The sequence below is a fragment of the Falsiruegeria sp. JB4-1 genome, assembly GCF_055693495.1.
Genome location: NZ_JBVFTZ010000001.1, coordinates 2,478,830 through 2,499,513, shown reverse-complemented (window position 1 = coordinate 2,499,513; position 20,684 = coordinate 2,478,830). Strand labels below are relative to the sequence as shown.

The following is a 20,684-nucleotide window of genomic DNA, read 5'->3' as shown; positions in this document are numbered from 1 at the left end:
GTTCAGTATGTTCTGATCAGTCCAACAAGGCGGCCTTGTACCTTGACCTTGTTGTCCGGGAACATGCGCGTTTCATACGCGGGGTTGGCGGCTTCTAGCGCGATGACGTTGCCACGGCGGAAAAAGCGTTTCAACGTTGCCTCTTGATCCTCGACCAGTGCCACCACGATATCACCATTGTCAGCGGTCGAAGTCTCGCGAATAACGACCACATCACCATCGTTGATACCCGCGTCAATCATCGAGATCCCCTTTGACCTCGAGGGCATAATGTTCGCCGGACCCTGAAAGCATCTGCCCTGGTACCGCAACTTGATGAGAAACCTGATTAATCGCTTCGATCGGGACGCCAGCCGCGATACGGCCCATTACAGGAAGTTCAACAGCGTGCACAGTTACCGGTTCAGAGTTGGCAGGACGACCAGCGGTTGGTCTGTCACCCTCGATCACGCGGGGCGTAAATCCGGTTGTGGGTTCACCGCCCAAGCTTTCTGGCAATTTAACAATTTCGATGGCGCGGGCTCGATGTGCCAGTCGTCGAATAAAGCCGCGTTCTTCCAGCGCCGTGATCAGGCGATGGATCCCCGATTTGCTGCGCAAGTCCAGCGCGACCTTCATTTCGTCGAAACTGGGGGGTACGCCGTCTGCTTGCAGGCGTTTGTGAATAAACTCCAACAAATCCAGTTGCTTCTTCGTCAGCATTGCATCACCTCTGGAACCATGTGTTTACATTTGTTCTACGCATGTTCCTGTTTTGTGTCAACGCTTGTTGTATTTGTCGTTACAACGGCAGGTAGTGCAAATGTTCGCCAATTGAGCGCGCTGGGTCCTCCGGTGAGCGGATGGCCAATGCATTTGATTGTGAAAGAACCGACAGCAAGGAACTGTCCTGATTGTCAAAAACTGTAATTTGACCGTCTTTGACACGGGCCCGCATGTAGTGCTCTCGGGGTCCGTTTTGTGCCAGGTCATGGGTTAAAGCGGCGCTGGGGTTAGTCTCGTCGACGTTAGGGAGGCCCAGCATCCTGCGCAGCATTGGAAGGACAAAGATATACCCGCAAACCATGGCAGACACGGGATTCCCCGGTAATCCAACCATTGCTGTCTTTCCCAGACGGCCAGCCATCAGCGGTTTTCCCGGGCGCATTCGAACCTTGTAGAAAGATCGTTCCATACCCAATTGCGCGGTGACCTGTTCCACCAGATCATGGTCGCCAACCGAGGCTCCGCCTATGGTGATGACCAAATCGGACCCTCTGGCCAGATCAAAGGCGGTTTCCAGCGAACCGACCGTGTCGCGTGCAATAGGCAACACCCTGACGTGGGCGCCATGGTTTTCCAGCATCGCCTTTAGGCCGAACGTATTCGAAGCTATGATCTGATCTGGGCCCGGCGCCTCTCCGGGCATGACCAGTTCGTCACCGGTAGAGATAAGTGCCACGATAGGCTTACGTCGCACTGGAATGCGGGGAACATTCATTGATGCCATCAGAGCGACATCCTCGGCCCGCAATACCCGAGGGGCTGAAATTGTATCGCCAATACTGAAATCGACACCTGCGGGACGGATATTGGTCTTGGACCCTGGATCGGCGGCAATGGTGATCAAGTCGCTTTTGCGGTCGACATCTTCTTGAATAACAACAAAATCGGCGCCCGAAGGGATTGGTGCTCCGGTAAAGATACGCACCGATTGACCTGCTCCGACGGTGCCGCCAAAACCGTGGCCCGCTGCTGCCTCGCCGATGACTTTGAACATCGCGTGCTGTTCAACTTCTGCCGCCTTTACCGCGTATCCATCCATAGACGAAGCCGCAAACGGCGGTTGATCCCGTGTGGCTGTCACGTCCTGCGCCAGAACCCGACCGGCAGCCTGTGTCAGCGGAACGCTTTCGACTTTACCCTGAGACACCAGATCAAGAAGAAGCGCACGTGCCTCGGCAACGGTGATCATGACGCCTCGTAACGGCCTGATTTTCCGCCATCCTTAAGGCGCACGTGAATGCCGCCAATCTCCATCGACTTGTCGACTGCTTTGCTCATGTCATAGATCGTGAGTGCGGCGGTCGACACCGCGGTCAGTGCTTCCATTTCGACACCGGTTTGACCAGTTGTCTTTACGGTCGCCGCAATGCGAACACCCGGTAGAGCGGGGTCCAATTCCATGTCGATCGAAACCTTTGTGATAGGCAGCGGATGGCAGAGAGGGATCAGATCCGCCGTCTTCTTGGCTCCCATGATTCCAGCCAGACGCGCAACGCCCAGAACATCACCCTTTTTTGCTTTGCCGCCTGCAATGATTTCAAAGGTTTCCCTCTGCATCTTGATGTACCCATTGGCAACGGCAATACGGGCTGTCACGTCCTTGTCCGAGACGTCAACCATATGCGCATCGCCCTTTCCGTCAAAATGCGTCAGGGACATTACATTGCTCCCGGAACAAGCGGTTTGGACAAGATTTTCCGGGTTGCAGCAGCCACGTCATCTTGCCGCATCAGGCTTTCCCCGATCAAGAAGCAACGAGCGCCATACCGGGCAATATCGGACAGATCTTCGGGCGTGTTCAGGCCACTTTCACATACGATCGTCCGGTCAAACGATACGAGCTTGGACAGCCGTCGTGTGGTGTCCAAAGTGGTTTCAAACGTCTTGAGATTTCGGTTGTTGACCCCGATTAGAGGACTCTTGAGCGTTTCGGCGCGCTCCAGTTCTGCTTCGTCGTGCACTTCGATCAAAACGTCCATGCCCCAGTCGAACGCAGTCTGCTCCAATTCGGCGGCCTGGTCGTCTTCGACGGAGGCCATGATGATCAGGATACAATCCGCACCTAATGCTCGGGCTTCGGCCACTTGGTAAGGATCATACATGAAATCTTTGCGCAGCGCGGGGAGATCGCAAGCGTCGCGGGCAGCCGTCAAGAACTCTTTGGCGCCTTGGAAACTGGGGCTATCGGTCAATACCGACAGACAGGTAGCACCACCATCCTGGTAGGCTTGAGCCAAAGCAAGTGGATCAAATTCGGGCCGGATCAAACCCTTGGACGGGCTGGCCTTCTTGATTTCGGCTATCAACCCATATCCATCTCGACTGGCTTCATAAAGGGCCTTTGCAAAAGGGCGAACCGGGCCTGCTTCGCGTGCCTGCGCCTCGACCTCTGCCATCGGTTTGGCCGCTTTGTCAGCAGCAACCTCTTCCAGTTTATACGCCTTGATCTTGTCGAGAATGGTATCGGTCATGTCGTGCCTTGTGTAATGCGAGCCAGAGCCGTGATCTTGTCTTTAGCCTTGCCACTGTCGATGCTTTCCGCGGCCATGGCCACGCCCTCACGCAGGTCGGATGCAGCTTCGACTACGACCAGAGCAGCGGCGGAATTAAGCAGTACCGCGTCGCGATATGCAGACGGAGCGCCGTCGAGCAAGGCGCGGAACGCCGTTGCATTTTGTTCTGGTGTCCCGCCAATAATGTCTTCGAATGGATGAACAGGCAAACCGGCGTCTTCGGGGTGCAATTCGACGTCTTTTACGGTGCCATCTTCAAGAGCAGCGACCCAGCTAACACCCGTAATGGTCAACTCGTCAGTGCCGTCCGAGCCATGCACCAGCCAAGCACGATCCGAGCCCAGAAGCCCAAGTGTCTCTGCCATCGGGCGGATCAGATCGCGGGTAAAGGCTCCGGTTAACTGACGTTTGACGCCCGCCGGGTTGGTCAGCGGCCCCAGAATGTTGAAGATCGTGCGCGTGCCAAGTTCGGTTCGGGTAGGCATTACATGAGCAGTTGCTGGATGGTGCATGGGCGCCATCATGAAACCAATCCCGACCTCGGACAGGGCGCGTTCGACTACCTCAGGCCCGACCATGACATTGATACCCATTTGAGATTGCAGATCGGCGGTGCCGGACTTTGAGCTGAGATTGCGGTTGCCGTGTTTGGCGACGATCACTCCCGCGCCCGCAGTCACAAACGCAGTTGCAGTCGAAATATTCAACGTGTTCTTACCATCACCACCGGTGCCAACGATGTCCATTGCGCCCTCGGGCGCGCGCACAGCATTGCATTTGTCGCGCATGACGGCGGCAGCGGCGGCGTATTCCTCAACGGTTTCGCCGCGTGTGCGCAGGGCCATCAGCAGCCCGCCGATCTGACTTGGCGTGGCTTCACCATCGAACAGGATGCCAAAGGCTGTTTCAGCTTCGGCGCGCGTCAGTGCACGTTCGGCCGCCGCTCCGATCAGGGGTTTCAGGGCGTCACTCATGCCGGGACTTTCATCTCGTTTAGAAAATTCTGCAACAGGGCATGCCCGTGTTCAGAAGCAATCGACTCGGGATGGAACTGAACACCGTGAATGGGCAATTCTTTGTGCTGTAATCCCATGATTGTGCCGTCATCCAGTTCCGCTGTGATCTCCAGGCAGTCGGGCAGGGTGGCGCGGTCAACAACCAGAGAATGATAGCGGGTCGCCTCGAATGGCGAAGGCAGACCGGCGAACAGACCTTTGCCCGAATGGGCCATCGTGCCCATTTTTCCGTGTACGATCTCATGGCAGCGCACAACCTTGCCACCGAACGTCTGGCCAATGGTTTGATGACCCAGGCACACACCCATCAGGGGCGTGCCCGTTTCTGCCGCTGCTTGAGTCAGGGCAAGGCAAATACCGGCTTGATCCGGGTCGCACGGACCAGGGCTAAGCAGGATACCGGCGGGTTTCATTGCCATCGCCTGTTGCACGTCGATGGCGTCGTTGCGGTGGATTTCAACCTTGGCCCCCAACTCTCCCAGATAGTGTACGAGGTTGTAGGTAAAGGAATCGTAGTTGTCGATCAGCAGCAGCATGGTGATACGTTCATTAGGGGCTGGTGGCAGGGGCCTCAGCCGCAGTATAGTGGTTGCGTATACATGTTCAGGCTTGCACGGCAGCGTCAAGGGCGCATCGCAGGGCAAATCGTTTTGATTATCAACGCCGCTTAGACGGTGACAGGAATGAAACGGGCAAAAGGGGCGCGGCAGGGATGCGTGGATTTTTTGGAGGACTCCTGGTCGGGGGCGTGGTCGTAACAGGAACTGCGTCGGTTCTGTCGCTGTCTTTTCCGTTGCAAAACAGACCGGAATTAATTGCCAACACACCAGAGGTAACTGGTGAAACGACCACGGAAGAGACAGCCAGTGGTCAGGACCCCGCGGGCAAAGACGCTGATCTTGTCGAGCTGGCACCCAGGGCCCCGGAAGGTGGGCAGGCGACCGGTGATGATTTGTCCTCGATGTCGGACAGCGACACACAACCTGGAGAAAAGCCAACAGTCGCCGATGCGACCGAAGGTTTGGACGCGCCTCAAGCGTCCTCGGATGCCGAGGTGGCTGTGAACCCGGATGAGCCGGTGGTTTCTTCAGGCCCGTCTTCTGGACTTCCGGCGCCTGAGGAACAAACCCAAGCTCCAACAGTTGTCGATCAGCCCAGCCAACCGTCGGCACCTAAAGTGGAAGACGGTGGATCAGGGTTTGGTTCGTCGCAGACAGACGAAGATCAGACACCTGTTGAATCAGCCTCGGAACAGACAGAACCAGAGCCTGAAGCGCTGCCAACAACCGATGCTCCAGCGACCGAAGCGGAGCCAGAACCTGCGACGGAACCAGCACAGCAAGTTCCGGCAGCCGAGACAGCCCCGACGCCGGATACCTCGGATCAACCTCCACAGCAGGCAGAAGTCCCTGCCGAGGAAAGCGGTGTCACCACGGCGCCAAGTCCTTCGATCGGTACGCCTGTGGTTCCCTTGACTGAGCGAGAGACAACCCTGCCAACCGCAACTGAGACTGGAATCGAGCCTCTCAAGGCGTTTGCCGCACCGTTTGAGAACCCGGATGACAAGCCGATGATGGCTATCGTCTTGATCGATGACGAAGAATCGCTTGGATTAGAAGCGCTAAAGGATTTTCCTTATCCGCTTTCATTTGCAATTGACCCCGCCGAGCCGGGGGCCTCTGACAAGATGAGAACTTACCGTGATGCCGGGTTCGAAGTGTTGGCCATGACCAACCTGCCCGCTGCGGCAACTGCACAAGACGCCGAGGTCTCTATGTCGGTCTGGCTCGACACTCTGCCAGAAACCGTCGCCATCATCGAAGGCACGGGATCGGGCATTCAGGGCAACCGCGCACTGTCGGATCACGTGGCCGCCATCGCTGGTGGCACGGGTCGTGGGCTGGTGACGCAGGACAACGGGCTGAACACAGCGCAAAAGCTTGCTGCGCGCGCCGGTGTGCCGTCGGCGGTGGTGTTCCGGGACTTTGACGGGGCAGGGCAGACGCCCACCGTGATGCGCCGCTTCCTGGATCAGGCCGCGTTCCGCGCCGGACAAGAGGGCGCCGTGATCATGCTGGGCCGCGTGCGCCCCGATACGGTGTCCGCGCTGCTGCTTTGGGGATTGCAAGACCGCGCTAGCCGCGTGGCCCTTGCGCCGATATCGGCAATTTTGACACGTCAGCAAGAGTGACAACGTAGAGGTAAATCCGGGTTAGTTCAAAAAGCTGAGGCAGATTGGCGTTTGCCTTACTGATCGGCCGACAAGCGACACCGGCCAAGCGGGACATCTATTGATGCGACGGATAGGCCGACTCGCAGGCACCGGCAATTCGAAGCCTAATTCAGACGACCCTTGTCATTTGCCCTACTTCTGTCCATATAGCACCTGCGACTGTTATCGCACCTCGACCAACTGTCTCCAGTATCGGCTTCAGTCTCGATTGCTCTGACTGACGCCAAGGCCACCGCAACACGCTGGTGGCACTATTCAAAAAGGAGAACACGGAATGGCTAATGGCACCGTGAAATGGTTCAACACTACCAAAGGTTTCGGCTTTATTGCCCCGGAAGATGGCGGCAAGGATGTTTTCGTACACATCTCGGCCGTCGAACGCGCAGGTCTGACTGGCCTGGCTGACGATCAGAAAGTGACGTTCGATATTGAAGACGGCCGTGACGGCCGCAGCAGCGCGTCCAACATCGCACTTGCCTAAGTGAGAGTTCTCGGGGCGGCCCCTTGGGCCGTCCTATCTATGCACTAGAACTCTGGCAGCGAAAGTTGTGTCAAATGATACAAAAGAAAGAGCCCTATCTACCGGGCAAACGGCTGTCCAAAGACGAGCAAACAGATCACGCGGCACGAGAGATCCTGCACGATGAAAAAGTGGCTCGCGAAGAAAAAACCAAACGACTCAAGGCGGCTCGCCTAAAACGAGAAGCTGATCAGTAGGTTGGCGTTTGTGAACCGGCCAACACGGCCGGTTCACAACTAACCTGGTTACAGCTGAATTCGGAACCGCGCGAAGCCATCAGGGCCTTCGCCTGCAGGTTCGATTGTGACGCCTTTAACATCGTCCGCATAGTCTGCTGCCTTGGGGCCTGTGTCGAACAGGACCGAGGTGTCCGCCAGTGGTGCAAATGACCAGTTGGCATCCGCTTTCGGGCTTATGGTGCCCTTTTCCACGATATAGCGCACGATGACATCGCGGTTGGTGTCTGGGCCCTCAAAGATCACCGTGTCGCCCATCGCACCGGGGAATTTGCCACCGCCACCCGCGCGGTAGTTGTTGGTGGCGATCACGAATTTCGCATTCATATCAAGCGGCTGGCCATCAAACTGCAAGTTGACGATACGGTTTGCATCCGGGTTTGCCATTTCCCCTTTGGGGGTGAACTTGGAGGGTTGGCTCAGGTCGATCTGATAAGTCACCCCGTCGATCACATCAAAGTTGTAGCTGGGGAAGTCGGGGTTCAGCAGAACCTGATCCGCCTTGCCGGGTTCGACCTGATTGAACATCCCTGCAGACCGTTCCAGCCAATCCTTAACTTGCTGCCCGGTGACCAAAACGGCGCGGGCGGTGTTGGGATAGAGGTAAAGGTCCGAGACGTTCTTGATCGCCACATCGCCCTTGGGCACATCGGTGAAATACTCGGGTCCGCCCCGGCCACCAGCCTTGAACGGTGCAGCAGCGGACAGAATCGGCAGGCCCTCGTGTTCAGTGCCCTTGAGCATCTGTTCGATGTACCAAAGCTGCGCGATCGACACGATCTGCACCGATGGGTCATCCGCCACCAGCGCAAAATAGGAATGCAGCGGCGCGTCGGTCTTACCAACGGCGCGGCGGACATAGGCGAGCGTTGCGTCGTGATCGGCTTGCACGCTGTCCAGCACATCCTGCTGACTTTCGACCAGTGCCGTGATCGATCGATCTTCGTTACGTTTCGAAATCGGGCGCGCCTCAGCGGAATGGCTTACAATCTTCCATTCATTGCCCGAGCGCTCCAACATCAAGTCGACCAACCCCAGATGCGAACCCCAGAACCCGCCCATGGCCGCCGGTTTGCCGTGGATCGTGCCTTTGGTCACATCCACCGCTGCCATGCCGTCATACGCAGACGACGGGAAGACACGATGGTGATGCCCGGTCAGGACCGCGTCGATGCCCTCAATGGCGGCTAGCGGGACACTTGCGTTTTCCATGCCGTCGCTGTGATCGGCCTCGCCGATCCCCGAATGGCTGAGCGCGATGATCAGATCGCAACCCTGTTCCTTCATCTCGGGGACAAAGGCCTGCGCGGTCTCGACAATGTCGCGTGCCTGTACCTTGCCTTCCAGATGACGCCGGTCCCAGTTCATGATCTGTGGCGGCACAAAACCGATCAGGCCGATCTTGATGGGATGCGTTGTGCCCGTACCATCGGTCACTTCGCGGTCAAGGATGACATAAGGCTTGATCAGCGTCTTGTCCTTGGTGGGATCGCTGCCTTGTTCCAAAGCGACATTTGCGCTGACCACCGGGAAGTCGGCACCGGCCAGCGACTTCATCAGGAAGTCGAGGCCATAGTTGAATTCGTGATTGCCTAGGGTCGAAGCATCAAAACCAACGGTGTTCATCGCGGTGATGACCGGGTGCATGTCGCCCTCTTTCATGCCGCGTTCGTAAGCGATGTAGTCACCCATCGGGTTGCCCTGCAGAAAGTCGCCATTGTCGATCAAAACCGAGTTCGTGGCCTCGTCCCGGATATCCTTAATGATCGACGCGGTGCGCGCCAGACCCACGGTGTCGCGCGGTTTATCGGCGTAATAGTCATAGGGAAAGACATGCACATGCAGGTCGGTCGTCTCCATGATCCGCAGATGCGCCTGATTGGATGCGGCACGGGCCGAGAAGGGGTGAAGGGCGATGAACCCGGCGGTGGTGCCCAGGAATTGACGGCGGGACAGCATGAGACGTGACATGTCGAACCTCTTTCAGCGAATGATATTTTGAAACGAAAAAACCGACTCGGAATGAGTCAGGTGTCATGATGAAACTATAGCAGGCGATTGTAACGGTTGTCTTGTGATTGGCGGATTAGCGCCAGTAAGCAAAAAGCTCAGGTTGTCTGCCAGCCTAAGCCGAAATTGAAAAAACTACACCGGTTCGCCGTTTGTTGGCGATTTTAAACGACCGGTACCTTTTGAATATTTCATTGAGTGGTTCCTCGTGTTCCTGAAATGCGGGTAATCAAATGAAGCGGATCACAACCGCCAGGCAAAAGGAAGCTGACCTTGGCTTCTGCGCCTTCAATGCCCGGTTTCGTTTTTGGGCGGTGTTCTCAATGCGGTTTCCAGCTCATCACTCAAACTTGCGGCCAAACCAAAAAAACGTCGCCGCACGGTTTCGGCGTAGGGATTGGCTTTTTCAATCGCTTCAAAAACTTCCGGCGCATCATGCTGAACCATGGAAATCGCTTCAGATAGCAAATCAAAGCTCTTGGTCGTCATACGCGTTGGCAGCGGCCCCATTCTAAGTAGCACTTTGGCGATGAGATGCGTGAGACCTTGTACAACTGCTGCTTCTTGGTCGTGATCTTCTGGTGTCGTCACAATGACAGTCAGCCCCAAAACCTTGCGCAAAAACGCAGCCAGCCTTGTATGTCGCCTCCCTTGAATAGGGCAGACCGCAATTTTCAAACCCTCAATACCTGTTGTGGCGCTCTGGGGACCAAACAAGGGGTGAGTCGCAACGATGTCCACATGATTGGGTAGCAGTCGCCGCATGATTTCCGAGGGTATGACTTTGACTGAGCCTACATCAACAATCAGCGCGCCAGGTTTACATGCAACCGCGATTTCGCTGACAACCTGCTCAAACGAGGATACTGGCGCGGCAATGAGGATCACATCAGCCTGCGACACTGAATGTAACGATGAAAGGCGCACTCCGAGTTGGTTTGCAACATTGGCAACATCTAAGGACGGATCGTAGGCAGTTATTTCGAAATGCTGGCCGAGATGAAGGGCAGCAAGTTGTCCGAATGCTCCAAACCCCACAATGCCTAGCGACGGCTTTTGACTTCTGTTGTTGTTTTTCATTTTTCGACCTTTGAATTTGCCGCCCGGCACAAGGTCGATTGTATGTTGACCGCTGTCAGGGGCAGCGGAAAACCAATGATAAATGACCCGCAGCTATGGAAGCTGAGGATAGTATTCCTGCGATGCGAAGAACGATTTCATCATGGCGTCAGCGATAAAGCACGCAAGAGAGCAAAGTCAACGATATTGCGGACTGGCGGCCGTTGGTCCTGGCACAACATCCTGGAAGCATGAGCTTACAGAGAATAACTGACTAAGTTCGTCGGATGCCGACCTTCCAGAACATGGAAGTTGTAAACACGGGTTTAGGCGAGCCGTCGTTTTAGCATTCGAACCTTGGCTTGAGGATAAGCCGAGCCCTTTTGACAGGTCTAAAGCGACGTTATCTGTTCCCATTGCCCGTGAACCGCGCCGCATCCGCTGCCGCACGTCGGATGGCATTGGATTTATGGACCGTCTCCATATATTCGGCCTCGGGGTCGCTATCATAGACCACGCCACCGCCTGCCTGGATATACAGCTTTTGGTCCTGCACCACTGCTGTGCGCAAGGCGATGCACATGTCCATATCGCCACCGGCGCTGAAGTAGCCCACACCGCCGCCATAAACGCCGCGCTTTTCCGGTTCCAATTCGTCGATGATCTCCATCGCGCGGACTTTCGGTGCGCCGGACACTGTGCCAGCAGGCATACCGGCAAAAAATGCATCAAGCGCGTCTTTGTCCTCGGCCATTTCGCCGACAACGTTCGACACGATGTGCATGACGTGGCTGTAGCGTTCGATGATGAACTGCTCTGTCGGGCGCACTGTGCCGATTTTGGCAACGCGGCCTGTGTCGTTGCGGCCCAGATCGAGCAGCATCAGGTGTTCTGCAAGTTCCTTTTTGTCGGCCAGCAGATCCTCTTCCAACGCGCGGTCTTCTTCCGGTGTAGCACCACGAGGACGAGTGCCGGCGATGGGTCGGATCGTAACCTCGTCCCCAAAGACACGCACCAGAATTTCCGGCGATGCACCGATCACCTGAAAGCCACCGAAGTTAAAATAGAACATAAAGGGCGAGGGGTTGGTTCGCCGCAAGCTCCGATAGAGCGCAAAGGGAGGCAACGGGAATTCCTGCGTCCAGCGCTGTGCGGGGACCACCTGAAAGATGTCGCCTGCGCGGATGTAGTCCTTGGCCTTTTCTACCGCTTCCATATAGCCGGATTTGGTAAAGTTGCTGACCGGTTCCGCCACTTCGCGTGCGTCACCCAGATCGCGAGTCTCAGTCAAGCATGGCACGTTCCAGATCTCGTACCGCGTCCATCACGCGTTCAGCGGCCTGGGCATAGGCGGCCTTAGCCGATTGTCCGTCGCTGACCCATGCAGGCGACACAACCGTTACCTCGCCTTTGACGCCGTCCAGAACCGCCACGACAGAAGGGCGCATCATCACCGCATCGGGCAAGCCCAACGGGTCAGGGTTCACATTTGGCAGATGTTCGACAAGGCGGACCATGTCGTAGCCCAAATAGCCAAACAGACCGGCGGCAGCCTGCGGCAGATCATCTGGCAAGTCGATCCGGCTTTCTGCCAGCAGTGCCCGCAGGTTGGCCATCGGGTCGCCGTCTTGGGGCGCGAAATCATCTGCATCAAAGCGCGCTGATCTGTTCAACGCGGATTGGTCCCCATGACAGCGCCAGATCAGGTCCGGTTTCATCCCGATGATGGAGTAGCGACCGCGCACCTCGCCGCCGGTCACCGATTCCAGCATAAAGGCGTCTTTTTGGGCCCCCGTAAGCTTGAGCATCAGCGACACCGGCGTGTCCAGATCGGCGGCTAGTCTGGTATAGACGACTTGGTTTTCACCTGCTTCATAAGCGCGGGCAAATCTGTCGTAGTCTGGTGTGAGGGCCATGATCAGCTCTTAGTGAAAGTTGGCCTGTACCGCACTCAGAGCCCGCTGATCCAGTGTAGGCTGGGCGCGAGTTTGTGCGTCACGGACATAAATGTCGAAAAGGTTGCGCGACAGAGCTTGGTTCATCTGTGCGGAATAGGCTGTTTGCATCTGCTGAAGTTCGTCGGTTTCTGCAGGGGGAAGAACTTCGTCCAGACGGACGATCAGCGCGCGCCCGTTACCTGTGATGATACGCAAATCGCCGGGTTCCATCTCGAATACCTGGGTCATGAAATCAACGGGTGTGTTGTCCAAAAACGCGGTTCGGGTCAGTCCGTTTTCGACACGGGTAGGCAGGCCGGTCGCGTTGAAATCGCCGTCTGTCGCCAACGCAGCGAGTACACCGTCAGCCTTTGCACTCAGCGCTTTGTCGGTCTCGACAGCGGTCCATGCAGCTGCAACTCGGTCTCGCGCGCTCTCAAAGGGTTCCGGGCGCGGTGGCAAAACTTCGTTCAGGCGCACAGCAAAGATCGAACCGTCTTCTAGAAATCCGATCTCTGGAAAGTCGTTTTCGGTTACAGCCTGCGCCACATCCCTGAAACCAGAGTAGGCGGCAACGCCGTCCGAACTTTCGGTAGTCCAGTCGATTTCACCGACGGTCATGTCCGTCTCATTTGTTAGTTCTTCCAGCGTTGCACCGCCTGCCAGCAAGTCGTTGATATCCTCGGATTGAGATTCGATCAGACGACGAGCGCGTTCCGCGGCCAGCTCGTCACGTAATTCGGCCTCGACGTTTTCAAAAGCCGTGGTGCGGGCAGCCAGCGTACCGTTCACTCGGAACAATGCGGGACCAAGGGACGAGGGCAGGGGGCCGACCACGTCGCCGACCTGAGCGGCAAAAACGCCTTCGGCGGCTTCACCCAATGCAGCGGCATCAAGATCCCCGAGATCCACATCGCCAAGCGACAGCCCGCGGTCTTCGACGAGGCGTTCAAATGTTGTTCCACCAACTTCGAGCTGTGCCTTGGCGTCATTGGCCGCAGCTTCATCGGCAAACACCAACCGTTCGATCAGACGGCGTTCCGGCAGGTTGTATTGCGCCTCACGCTCATCATAGAGGCGGCGAACTGCGGCATCGTCCAATTCGACCTGATCCAGGAGCATTTCCGGTGACAGCAACGCGTATGTCATGCGCTTGGTTTCGGGCAGGGTGAAACTGTCCGAGTTTTCATTGTAGTAGGCTTGCAACTGCGGGTCCGAAGGGGGCGCAACAGGTGCGTCCAATGCGTCAGCCGTCAAGGTTGCAACGGTAAAACTGCGGCGAGAGGCGACATAGGCGGCTATTGCGTTGGTCATGACCTGAGGCATTTCCACCCCTTCCATGATCGCACCTTGAACCAGTGTTCGGGCGGTTTCCCGACGCAGATCATCTTCGAACTCAGTCTCGTTCAGTCCCGCCTGTTCCAATGCAAAGCGATAACCTTCGCGGTCGAACTCACCGTTCACACCTTGGAACGCCGGGATTTCAATGATCTCTTTCTGAAGGTTCTCGTCACCAATCGAAACCCCCAGTTCCGCGACCTCGTTGTCAAGCGACGCAATGCTGATCAGGTTGGACAATGCGATGCGGTCAATGCCCAATTCGCTGGCCTGAGCCATTGGTAACGTTTGCCCTGTTTGTGCTTCGATGGCTCGGATCTCGCGTTGCAGCTCGCGGGCGTAGTCGTCAACGCTGACGGTTTGGGTGCCAACGGTGGCGACAGTACGTACTGTGCCGGTCAAGTTGGTCGCGCCAAAGCCTGCCAGACCCAGCATCAGCAGGCCCATCAGGATCCAGACAAAGGTTTTCGATAGACTTTTGACGCCTGCGGCCATGGTTCGCCCCCTGTTTCGGCTTTTGCTGCCGTGTTGATCGACGCCTTGTCTACGATGGCAGGTGCCGGTGGGCAAGGGCCGAACGGGCTCAGAGTGACAGGCTGCCCAGACGCTTGAAGAGCTCCCCGATCCCGGTCCGGTCCAGATTGGCAAATGCCACCCGAACCTGATGCTTCCCGGCTTCATCGCCTACAGGCATGAACATTGTGCCGGGTAACAGGAGTAGACCCGCCTCAGGCACCAGTTTGCGGGCCAACTCGTCGGACGGGAGGGCGAAGGGATGTTCGAGATATGCAAAGTATGCTCCAAGCCCCAACAGCTTCCATCCTTTGGCCTCGAGCGCGGACATGCCTTCTGCAATGGCGGCGCGGCGATCGAGGATCTCCTGGCGCTCTCCGGCGAGCCAGTCGCTAAGGTTTTCCATCCCCCAGAGCGCCGCATGCTGGCCGATTTGGCCGGGGCAGATGGCGACGGTGTCCAGAAACTTTTCAATCTCGGACAGCAACGCAGAGCTGGTGGCCAATGCGCCAACTCGGTGGCCAGTCAGACGGTAGGCCTTGGAGAAGGAATAGAGATGGACCAGTGTGTCGTCCCAATCGGGTCGCGAGAACAGCGGGTGTGGCGCGCCCTCACGGCTGTCGAAGTCGCGATAGGTCTCGTCCAGCAGCAGATGCAGCCCATGTTTCCGGGCCAACTCAAAGAAGGCCTCGACCAATTCGGCGGGGTATTCGACGCCGCCGGGGTTGTTTGGCGTAACCAGCGAAATGGCCCGTGTGCGCGGTGTGATCAAAGCCTCGGCCTTGGTCGGGTCGGGCAGAAGACTAAGGCCGGTGGCCAGCGGTACGGCTGTCACGCCTGCCATGTCGAGCCACATTTTATGATTGAAATACCAAGGAGTTGGCAGGATAACCTCATCCCCTTCGGTCGTAATGGCCGAGATGGTGCAAGCAAAGGCCTGATTGCAGCCCGAGGTTATCGCAACCTGATCGGCACGCACTGGCGCGCCGTAGTGGTCAGAGATTTCGCGCGCCAGCCCGGCCCGTAGATCATCGTTGCCCAAAACAGGCCCATATAAATGCGCGCTGTCTTCGGTCAGGGCAAAATCAGCCATCGCTTGGCGCAAAGGCTGCGGGGGCGGATCGACCGGTGCGGCCTGACTAACGTTGATCAGGGGGCGGTCATCCGTGAAACTGACACCTTCGAGCCAGCGGCGCGCCTCCATCACCGGGGGGCAAAGGTGGTTGCGGTGCGGCTCTGGGTCATCTTCGGGATCCTGTTGTCAACTTGTGCGCCAACGAATTGAGGAACTGTGGCGCGCTTCTGTTTTATTGAACGAACGGCTCGGGTTCACCAAAGCAGCAGATCGGATCAGTCGGTGCCACGATAGGGTTCGACGTATTGCAACGCCATGTCCCACGGGAAGAAGATCCAAGTGTCCTGGCTCACCTCGGTAATGAAGGTATCGACCATCGGGCGGCCCTTGGGTTTGGCATAGACCGTGGCGAAATGGGCCTTGGGAAACAGCTCGCGTACCAGTTCAAGGGTTTTGCCGCTGTCGACCAGATCGTCGATGATCAGAATACCCTCACCATCACCCATCAGATCGGCGTCGGGGGATTTCAGCACCTCTGCCTTGCCTTGATCCTGATGGTGATAGGATTTGACGCTGATGGTGTCGACAGTGCGGATATCCAGCTCGCGCGCGATGATCATGGCTGGGGCCAGACCGCCGCGTGTGATGGCAACAATCGCGCGCCAGCCGCCCTCATCCGGGCCTTGGCCGTCCAGACGCCAGGCCAAAGCGCGGCTATCGCGATGAATCTGGTCCCAGCTGATGTGGAACCCTTTTTCGTGTGGCAAACGGTCGGTCATGGTTTTTGCTCCCCGCTGGATGGTGGCGTCAGGTGGCCGCGACCTTTGCTGCGAGCAGGGCTAAAAGCCCACCAAAGGTGCGATCAATCAGGTGTTTGAGGGTCATATAGAAGCGGCGCGTTTTCTCAAGGGCGAAAAGTCGGGCCACAAGGGCGGTCCAGAGCGTTTCGCCGAGGAAAATGCAAAAGAGCAGGGCGGCTAGAGTCCAGTTGGGCGTCTCGGCCGGAACCATGCCAACAAAGACAGCGCCAAAAAACACAGCTGGTTTCGGGTTGGCGAATTGGGTCAGGACACCCAGCCGAAAGGCCGACAAAATGGAACGGGGTCTGGCCGTGGGGTCAGGCTCGGAAATCGGTTCGTCTGCGTGACGCCACATCGAAATCGCGAGCCAGATCAGAAAAGCAGCACCGCCGAACTTGAGAGCCGTTAAAAGCATCGGGGCATATTCAAACAAGAGGGAGAGGCCGAAAAGTGCAGCCCCCGCCCAGGCAACAGCGCCCACCCCAATGCCTGCAGCCAAGGCAGAATCCGGTCCGGAACCCTTCTGCCAAGCCGACGCGGGCGGCCATCAGGACCGCTGGGCCCGGGCTGACCGCTGCCAGTAGGCAAACGGCCCACGTTGCCAGAAAAGTGGCGAGAGTCATCTGGCGCTTACTTTGTGATGTCGGGGGCGTCGACGGCTTTCATGCCGACCACGTGATAGCCCGCATCAACATGCAGGTTCTCGCCGGTGACACCGGCGCTGAGATCCGACAAGAGATAGAGAGCTGAATTTCCGACATCATCGATGGTCACATTACGGCGTAGCGGCGAATTGTATTCGTTCCACTTCATGATGTAACGGAAATCCCCGATGCCGCTGGCGGCCAAGGTCTTGATAGGGCTAGCCGAGATGGCGTTGACGCGGATACCGTCCTTGCCCAGATCTTCGGCCAGGTACTTCACCGATGCCTCTAGTGCGGCTTTGGCCACACCCATGACGTTGTAGTGCGGCATCACCTGCTCGGCGCCATAATAAGTGAGCGTCAGCATCGAGCCGCCCTCGGACATCATCTTCTCCGCCCGCGCTGCAACAGCGGTGAAGGAATAAACCGAGATATCCATGGTCAGTTGGAAATTGGCGCGGCTGGTGTCGACATAACGTCCGCGCAGCTCGTTCTTGTCGGAAAAGCCGATGGCATGGACGATGAAATCCAGTTTGCCCCATTTTTCCTGAAGTGCATTGAACAGACCGTCGATCGAAGCCTCGTCACCGACGTCACACGGCAGGACGATCTCGCTGCCCAATTGGGCGGCCAATGGATCGACACGTTTCTTGAGCGCGTCCCCCTGGTATGAGAATGCCAGTTCAGCCCCCGCGTCGGCGAGCGCTTTTGCGATACCCCACGCGATTGATTTGTCATTCGCCAGTCCCATGATGAGGCCGCGCTTTCCGGCCATCAGCTGATTTGACATGTTCGGTTCTCCGCCTAACGTCGCGTTGTGTCTTGGTGGTTTATGCCATTGAATTGACGGCTTCAAGTGTGCGCCCAGGGCTTGTCGCGAACACAAGTTGGTCCTAGGGTCAACAATTGGAAAGACAGGGGGATGGAATGAGTGATCGCGAAGGCATCTTTGCGGGAGAAGATCCGTTTGCAATTGCGCGTCTTTGGCTGGCCGAAGCAGAAGGAACGGAGCCTAATGACGCCAATGCGATTGCATTGGCGACAGTGGATTCTGCCGGGCTGCCAAACGTACGCATGGTGCTCCTCAAGGAAATTGAGGACGATGCTTTTGTTTTCTATACAAACTATGAAAGCACCAAAGCGGAAGAGCTTGATTTTGCGGGAAAAGCTTCGTTTGTGATGCATTGGAAATCACTCCGCCGCCAAGTTCGGGTTCGCGGCGAGATCACGCGCGAGGATGGGCCGAAGGCTGACGCATATTATGCATCACGCTCTCTGAAGAGCAGACTGGGAGCCTGGGCGTCCAAGCAGTCGCAACCGCTCAGCAGTCGAACAGCGCTGGTTGCCGAGGTCGCCAAGGTTACGGCAAAGTATGGCACCAATCCTGCGCGTCCTCCGTACTGGGGGGTATCGCTTAAAGCCCAGCCATATCGAATTCTGGGCAGATGGGGCGTTTCGATTGCACGATCGGTTCGCGTGGACACGAAAAAATTTGGAGGAAACTTGGCAAATCCAACGTCTGAATCCATGATGTTCACGTGTCGCGAAATGCAGAGCGTTGAAATAACACACGTTTTTTCGCTTGAAATTCGCGTGCAAAATCCGGCACACCATGGGCCTGAAATATCGTTAACTAACACTCCGCAATGGATGAGCAGTGGCTGAAGATCTAAGCAGTATGTATCATGTGCAAGGTCACGTGAAATGGTTTGACCCCGCGAAAGGATACGGTTTCGTGGTCTCAAACGATGGCGGGCCCGACATCCTGTTGCATGTCAATGTCCTAAGAAATTTTGGACAGAGTTCCGTAGCAGACGGCGCTCAAATCGAGATTGTAACCCACCGAACGGATCGCGGCGTTCAGGCTGTTGAGGTGATCTCAATTTCACCTCCAGATCGAAGCGATTCCATGGTTCTGGCAGATTTTGCCGATCTTGATGTCGAGGCCATTGAAAGTGCGGTGCTGGAGCCTGCGCGCGTAAAATGGTTCGACAAGGGCAAGGGGTTTGGTTTTGCCAATGTCTTTGGCCGGTCCGAGGACGTATTTCTTCACATTGAGGTTCTGCGCCAATCCGGTCTGGCAGATCTGCAGCCGGGCGAAGCTATGGCGATGCGTGTGATCGACGGTAAGCGTGGCCGGATGGCAGCCGAAGTTCTGGCCTGGGAAGTGGCCGTCGACGAGGGCGAGGACTAACTGTGTGTATCAGAGTTGTGACGCTGTTTCTTGTTTCAATGTTCAGCGTCACATCGGCGCTCGCGGCCGGGTGCCAGCCTGACGAAGTAACCCTTAAAAACGATCAGACCGAAATCCGCTTTTCCATTGAACTTGCTCAGACGCCCGAAGAGCGTTCGCGCGGTTTGATGTTTCGCGATCACATGGCCGCGCGTTCTGGGATGTTGTTCGTGTTCGAGCGCCCTCAGCGGGTTGCGTTCTGGATGAAGAACACACTGATTCCCCTTGATATGATTTTTCTGGATCGAACCGGCACGGTCAGTCGCGTGCATCACGGTGCGATTCCCGGGGATGAAACGCCGATTCCAGGTGGAGACCAGGTGTATTCGGTGCTTGAAATCAATGCCGGCCTTGCAAAAAGGTATGGGATTTCAGTTGGAACCGTGGTGCGGCACAAAGTTTTTTCAGATGGACCCGCTGCATGGCCTTGTTAGGGGTTTTCAAATCAGAACAAGCCCGTTAGGAACGGCGCACGGTCCGGGGCGTGGCGCAGTCTGGTAGCGCACCTGTTTTGGGTACAGGGGGTCGTGAGTTCGAATCTCGCCGCCCCGACCACTTCTTTCAAATCCACGAATGATTTGACGCAAACCTCGTCACACGGTGTCGGGGTCTTTGCGTTTTTAACAACAGGTTTTACTGCTCGCGTTCGGTTGACGCACCAATATTTGATCTAGGTCAATTCGAAGGCACCAAAAGACGTGATTAGCTCGGGTGACTGTTTGAGCGCAACTGAGTTGGGGCGCTTGTTCATCCAAGCACACGTTAAGTTGGAGTTGTTTCGGGAAATGCTCGGCTATTGCGCGAAAAAAATTGATTTTCGCCGAACTCGTTGTACGCTCAATCACATATGTTCGAAGAGGTTAAGGTGTTATGTCAGATACTCCGGACTTCCACGATGATCCTGCGCCGCCGAGCAAATCGGACGAGCGTATGGCTTTTCTGATACTTGCTGTCGTGTGCGCCCCTGTGCTTGCCGTCGCCATTGTCGGTGGTTGGGGCTTTTTCATCTGGATCCTGCAAATGTTTTACGGGCCGCCCACCGGCTAGAAAGATAAGATGACCACTCAGACTCGTGCCCCCAGCTTTCGCAAGGTACTAACGGGTCGGTCGGCAGACTTTCGACCGCCATGGTCCAGCGAGACCACAATCAAATCGGACTGCACCAGTTGCGGTCGCTGCATTGATGCCTGTCCCGAAGCGATCCTGAAACCAGGGCCGGGCAATACACCAGTTGTGGATTTCAACGTTGGGGCGTGCACCTTTTGCAAGGCCTGTGCACAGGCGTGCCCTGAGCCAGTTTTTGCCGACACCTCTGAACCTCCATGGACTTTGGCCGCACAGATCTCGGATGGGTGTATGCTGTCGATGGGGATTGGCTGTCAGTTGTGTACCGACATTTGCGACAGATCGGCCCTGCGCCTGGATCTTAGGGTACGCCCTGTAGGTCGGATCGCAATCGATCAGGACGCTTGTACGGGGTGCGGCGCTTGCCTGCCGCTCTGCCCAACGGATGCCATCACTTTGGGGGAATACGTGCATGAGGGATGAGGTCCATATCTCAAGCCTGCTGCTCAGGGCTGATCCAGCAAACCTGGACGCGGTTTGCGCGCGGGTTCTGACACACGACGGGGCCGAGGTCGCGATGACCGACGACACCGGAAAGATCATCGTCACGCTGGAAACAGACAGCGAAGCGGTGATCGTCTCACACATGAATTCACTAAGCCTGCTCGACGGCGTGGTCAGCGTGGCTTTGGTTTACCACCAAAAAGAACAAGGTCTTTAGATCGGG

19 protein-coding genes, 1 tRNA gene and 4 pseudogenes are annotated in these 20,684 nt (G+C 56.6%); 10 read left to right on the top strand and 14 right to left on the bottom strand.

Features of this window, described 5'->3' with window-relative positions; translation table 11 throughout:
* Positions 1-2: 2 nt before the first annotated feature.
* The 6 genes and pseudogenes from lexA to ACZ1HE_RS12725 form a co-directional block, all read right to left on the bottom strand.
* Positions 3-702: pseudogene (lexA, locus tag ACZ1HE_RS12750) on the bottom strand (transcriptional repressor LexA).
* Between the two features lie 79 nt (positions 703-781).
* Positions 782-1,954: a molybdopterin molybdotransferase MoeA gene (locus ACZ1HE_RS12745; RefSeq protein WP_472621320.1), complete on the bottom strand. Its 1,173-nt coding sequence runs from the start codon at positions 1,952-1,954 to the stop codon at positions 782-784.
* Positions 1,951-2,424 carry a cyclic pyranopterin monophosphate synthase MoaC gene (gene moaC / locus ACZ1HE_RS12740; RefSeq protein WP_472621318.1) on the bottom strand — a complete coding sequence of 158 codons (474 nt, stop codon included), beginning with the start codon at positions 2,422-2,424 and terminating at the stop codon, positions 1,951-1,953. Before moaC ends, ACZ1HE_RS12745 begins: the two co-directional genes overlap by 4 nt.
* Positions 2,424-3,236 carry an indole-3-glycerol phosphate synthase TrpC gene (gene trpC / locus ACZ1HE_RS12735; RefSeq protein ID WP_472621316.1) on the bottom strand — a complete coding sequence of 271 codons (813 nt, stop codon included), beginning with the start codon at positions 3,234-3,236 and terminating at the stop codon, positions 2,424-2,426. The genes moaC and trpC overlap by 1 nt, the downstream gene beginning before the upstream one ends.
* Positions 3,233-4,252, bottom strand: coding sequence for an anthranilate phosphoribosyltransferase (gene trpD, locus ACZ1HE_RS12730; protein WP_472621314.1), 1,020 nt, complete (start codon positions 4,250-4,252; stop codon positions 3,233-3,235). The genes trpC and trpD overlap by 4 nt, the downstream gene beginning before the upstream one ends.
* The gene (locus ACZ1HE_RS12725) at positions 4,249-4,830 is read right to left on the bottom strand and encodes an anthranilate synthase component II (RefSeq protein ID WP_472621312.1); all 582 of its coding nucleotides are present in this window, start codon (positions 4,828-4,830) and stop codon (positions 4,249-4,251) included. Before ACZ1HE_RS12725 ends, trpD begins: the two co-directional genes overlap by 4 nt.
* A 176-nt stretch (positions 4,831-5,006) precedes the next feature.
* On the opposite strand from ACZ1HE_RS12725, the gene ACZ1HE_RS12720 reads away from it, so the two are divergent.
* From ACZ1HE_RS12720 to ACZ1HE_RS12710, 3 genes are all read left to right on the top strand, one after another.
* Positions 5,007-6,485 carry a divergent polysaccharide deacetylase family protein gene (locus tag ACZ1HE_RS12720; protein WP_472621310.1) on the top strand — a complete coding sequence of 493 codons (1,479 nt, stop codon included), beginning with the start codon at positions 5,007-5,009 and terminating at the stop codon, positions 6,483-6,485.
* A gap of 316 nt (positions 6,486-6,801) precedes the next feature.
* Positions 6,802-7,008: a cold-shock protein gene (locus ACZ1HE_RS12715; RefSeq protein ID WP_472621308.1), complete on the top strand. Its 207-nt coding sequence runs from the start codon at positions 6,802-6,804 to the stop codon at positions 7,006-7,008.
* A 74-nt stretch (positions 7,009-7,082) separates the two neighbouring features.
* Positions 7,083-7,244 (top strand): hypothetical protein, encoded by a 162-nt coding sequence (locus ACZ1HE_RS12710; protein ID WP_472621306.1) that lies wholly within the window; start codon positions 7,083-7,085, stop codon positions 7,242-7,244.
* A 48-nt stretch (positions 7,245-7,292) separates the two neighbouring features.
* On the opposite strand, the gene ACZ1HE_RS12705 is transcribed toward ACZ1HE_RS12710, so the two are convergent.
* From ACZ1HE_RS12705 to fabI, 8 genes and pseudogenes are all read right to left on the bottom strand, one after another.
* A complete protein-coding gene (locus ACZ1HE_RS12705; protein WP_472621304.1) occupies positions 7,293-9,254 on the bottom strand; it encodes a bifunctional 2',3'-cyclic-nucleotide 2'-phosphodiesterase/3'-nucleotidase in 1,962 nt (653 codons plus the stop codon).
* 327 nt (positions 9,255-9,581) lie between these two features.
* Entirely contained in the window at positions 9,582-10,373 is a 792-nt protein-coding gene (locus ACZ1HE_RS12700) for a prephenate dehydrogenase/arogenate dehydrogenase family protein (protein ID WP_472621302.1), read from the bottom strand.
* A 382-nt stretch (positions 10,374-10,755) separates the two neighbouring features.
* Positions 10,756-12,268 (bottom strand): annotated as a pseudogene (gene trpE, locus ACZ1HE_RS12695) (anthranilate synthase component I).
* A gap of 9 nt (positions 12,269-12,277) precedes the next feature.
* On the bottom strand, positions 12,278-14,122 hold the full coding sequence (locus ACZ1HE_RS12690) for a peptidyl-prolyl cis-trans isomerase (protein WP_472621300.1): 1,845 nt from the start codon (positions 14,120-14,122) through the stop codon (positions 12,278-12,280).
* An 88-nt stretch (positions 14,123-14,210) separates the two neighbouring features.
* Positions 14,211-15,385: pseudogene (locus tag ACZ1HE_RS12685) on the bottom strand (aminotransferase).
* A gap of 105 nt (positions 15,386-15,490) precedes the next feature.
* On the bottom strand, positions 15,491-15,994 hold the full coding sequence (gene gpt / locus ACZ1HE_RS12680; protein WP_472621298.1) for a xanthine phosphoribosyltransferase: 504 nt from the start codon (positions 15,992-15,994) through the stop codon (positions 15,491-15,493).
* A gap of 28 nt (positions 15,995-16,022) precedes the next feature.
* Positions 16,023-16,514 (bottom strand): LysE family transporter, encoded by a 492-nt coding sequence (locus ACZ1HE_RS12675; protein ID WP_472621296.1) that lies wholly within the window; start codon positions 16,512-16,514, stop codon positions 16,023-16,025.
* Positions 16,515-16,645: 131 nt separating this feature from the next.
* A complete protein-coding gene (gene fabI, locus ACZ1HE_RS12670; RefSeq protein ID WP_472621294.1) occupies positions 16,646-17,449 on the bottom strand; it encodes an enoyl-ACP reductase FabI in 804 nt (267 codons plus the stop codon).
* A gap of 137 nt (positions 17,450-17,586) precedes the next feature.
* Here fabI and pdxH point away from each other — a divergent pair.
* The 7 genes and pseudogenes from pdxH (at position 17,587) to ACZ1HE_RS12635 (ending at position 20,678) form a co-directional block, all read left to right on the top strand.
* Positions 17,587-18,190 (top strand): annotated as a pseudogene (pdxH, locus tag ACZ1HE_RS12665) (pyridoxamine 5'-phosphate oxidase).
* A gap of 126 nt (positions 18,191-18,316) precedes the next feature.
* Positions 18,317-18,853: a cold-shock protein gene (locus ACZ1HE_RS12660; protein ID WP_472621292.1), complete on the top strand. Its 537-nt coding sequence runs from the start codon at positions 18,317-18,319 to the stop codon at positions 18,851-18,853.
* 38 nt (positions 18,854-18,891) lie between these two features.
* Complete coding sequence (locus ACZ1HE_RS12655) at positions 18,892-19,326, top strand: DUF192 domain-containing protein (protein WP_472624463.1); 435 nt, start codon at positions 18,892-18,894, stop codon at positions 19,324-19,326.
* A 44-nt stretch (positions 19,327-19,370) separates the two neighbouring features.
* Positions 19,371-19,447, top strand: a tRNA-Pro gene (locus ACZ1HE_RS12650).
* A gap of 315 nt (positions 19,448-19,762) precedes the next feature.
* Positions 19,763-19,939: a periplasmic nitrate reductase, NapE protein gene (locus ACZ1HE_RS12645; protein ID WP_472621290.1), complete on the top strand. Its 177-nt coding sequence runs from the start codon at positions 19,763-19,765 to the stop codon at positions 19,937-19,939.
* Positions 19,940-19,948: 9 nt separating this feature from the next.
* Positions 19,949-20,440 carry a ferredoxin-type protein NapF gene (napF, locus tag ACZ1HE_RS12640; protein WP_472621288.1) on the top strand — a complete coding sequence of 164 codons (492 nt, stop codon included), beginning with the start codon at positions 19,949-19,951 and terminating at the stop codon, positions 20,438-20,440.
* Positions 20,430-20,678 carry a chaperone NapD gene (locus ACZ1HE_RS12635; RefSeq protein WP_472621286.1) on the top strand — a complete coding sequence of 83 codons (249 nt, stop codon included), beginning with the start codon at positions 20,430-20,432 and terminating at the stop codon, positions 20,676-20,678. The genes napF and ACZ1HE_RS12635 overlap by 11 nt, the downstream gene beginning before the upstream one ends.
* Positions 20,679-20,684 lie beyond the last annotated feature (6 nt).

What these genes read in the sequence shown, in the direction of transcription:
- ACZ1HE_RS12745 (WP_472621320.1), bottom strand. Translation starts at nt 1,954, where the DNA reads ATGATCACCGTTGCCGAGGCACGTGCGCTTCTTCTTGATCTGGTGTCT.
- moaC (WP_472621318.1), bottom strand. Translation starts at nt 2,424, where the DNA reads ATGTCCCTGACGCATTTTGACGGAAAGGGCGATGCGCATATGGTTGAC.
- trpC (WP_472621316.1), bottom strand. Translation starts at nt 3,236, where the DNA reads ATGACCGATACCATTCTCGACAAGATCAAGGCGTATAAACTGGAAGAG.
- trpD (WP_472621314.1), bottom strand. Translation starts at nt 4,252, where the DNA reads ATGAGTGACGCCCTGAAACCCCTGATCGGAGCGGCGGCCGAACGTGCA.
- ACZ1HE_RS12725 (WP_472621312.1), bottom strand. Translation starts at nt 4,830, where the DNA reads ATGCTGCTGCTGATCGACAACTACGATTCCTTTACCTACAACCTCGTA.
- ACZ1HE_RS12720 (WP_472621310.1), top strand. Translation starts at nt 5,007, where the DNA reads ATGCGTGGATTTTTTGGAGGACTCCTGGTCGGGGGCGTGGTCGTAACA.
- ACZ1HE_RS12715 (WP_472621308.1), top strand. Translation starts at nt 6,802, where the DNA reads ATGGCTAATGGCACCGTGAAATGGTTCAACACTACCAAAGGTTTCGGC.
- ACZ1HE_RS12710 (WP_472621306.1), top strand. Translation starts at nt 7,083, where the DNA reads ATGATACAAAAGAAAGAGCCCTATCTACCGGGCAAACGGCTGTCCAAA.
- ACZ1HE_RS12705 (WP_472621304.1), bottom strand. Translation starts at nt 9,254, where the DNA reads ATGTCACGTCTCATGCTGTCCCGCCGTCAATTCCTGGGCACCACCGCC.
- ACZ1HE_RS12700 (WP_472621302.1), bottom strand. Translation starts at nt 10,373, where the DNA reads ATGAAAAACAACAACAGAAGTCAAAAGCCGTCGCTAGGCATTGTGGGG.
- ACZ1HE_RS12690 (WP_472621300.1), bottom strand. Translation starts at nt 14,122, where the DNA reads ATGGCCGCAGGCGTCAAAAGTCTATCGAAAACCTTTGTCTGGATCCTG.
- gpt (WP_472621298.1), bottom strand. Translation starts at nt 15,994, where the DNA reads ATGACCGACCGTTTGCCACACGAAAAAGGGTTCCACATCAGCTGGGAC.
- fabI (WP_472621294.1), bottom strand. Translation starts at nt 17,449, where the DNA reads ATGTCAAATCAGCTGATGGCCGGAAAGCGCGGCCTCATCATGGGACTG.
- ACZ1HE_RS12655 (WP_472624463.1), top strand. Translation starts at nt 18,892, where the DNA reads ATGTTCAGCGTCACATCGGCGCTCGCGGCCGGGTGCCAGCCTGACGAA.
- ACZ1HE_RS12645 (WP_472621290.1), top strand. Translation starts at nt 19,763, where the DNA reads ATGTCAGATACTCCGGACTTCCACGATGATCCTGCGCCGCCGAGCAAA.
- napF (WP_472621288.1), top strand. Translation starts at nt 19,949, where the DNA reads ATGACCACTCAGACTCGTGCCCCCAGCTTTCGCAAGGTACTAACGGGT.
- ACZ1HE_RS12635 (WP_472621286.1), top strand. Translation starts at nt 20,430, where the DNA reads ATGAGGGATGAGGTCCATATCTCAAGCCTGCTGCTCAGGGCTGATCCA.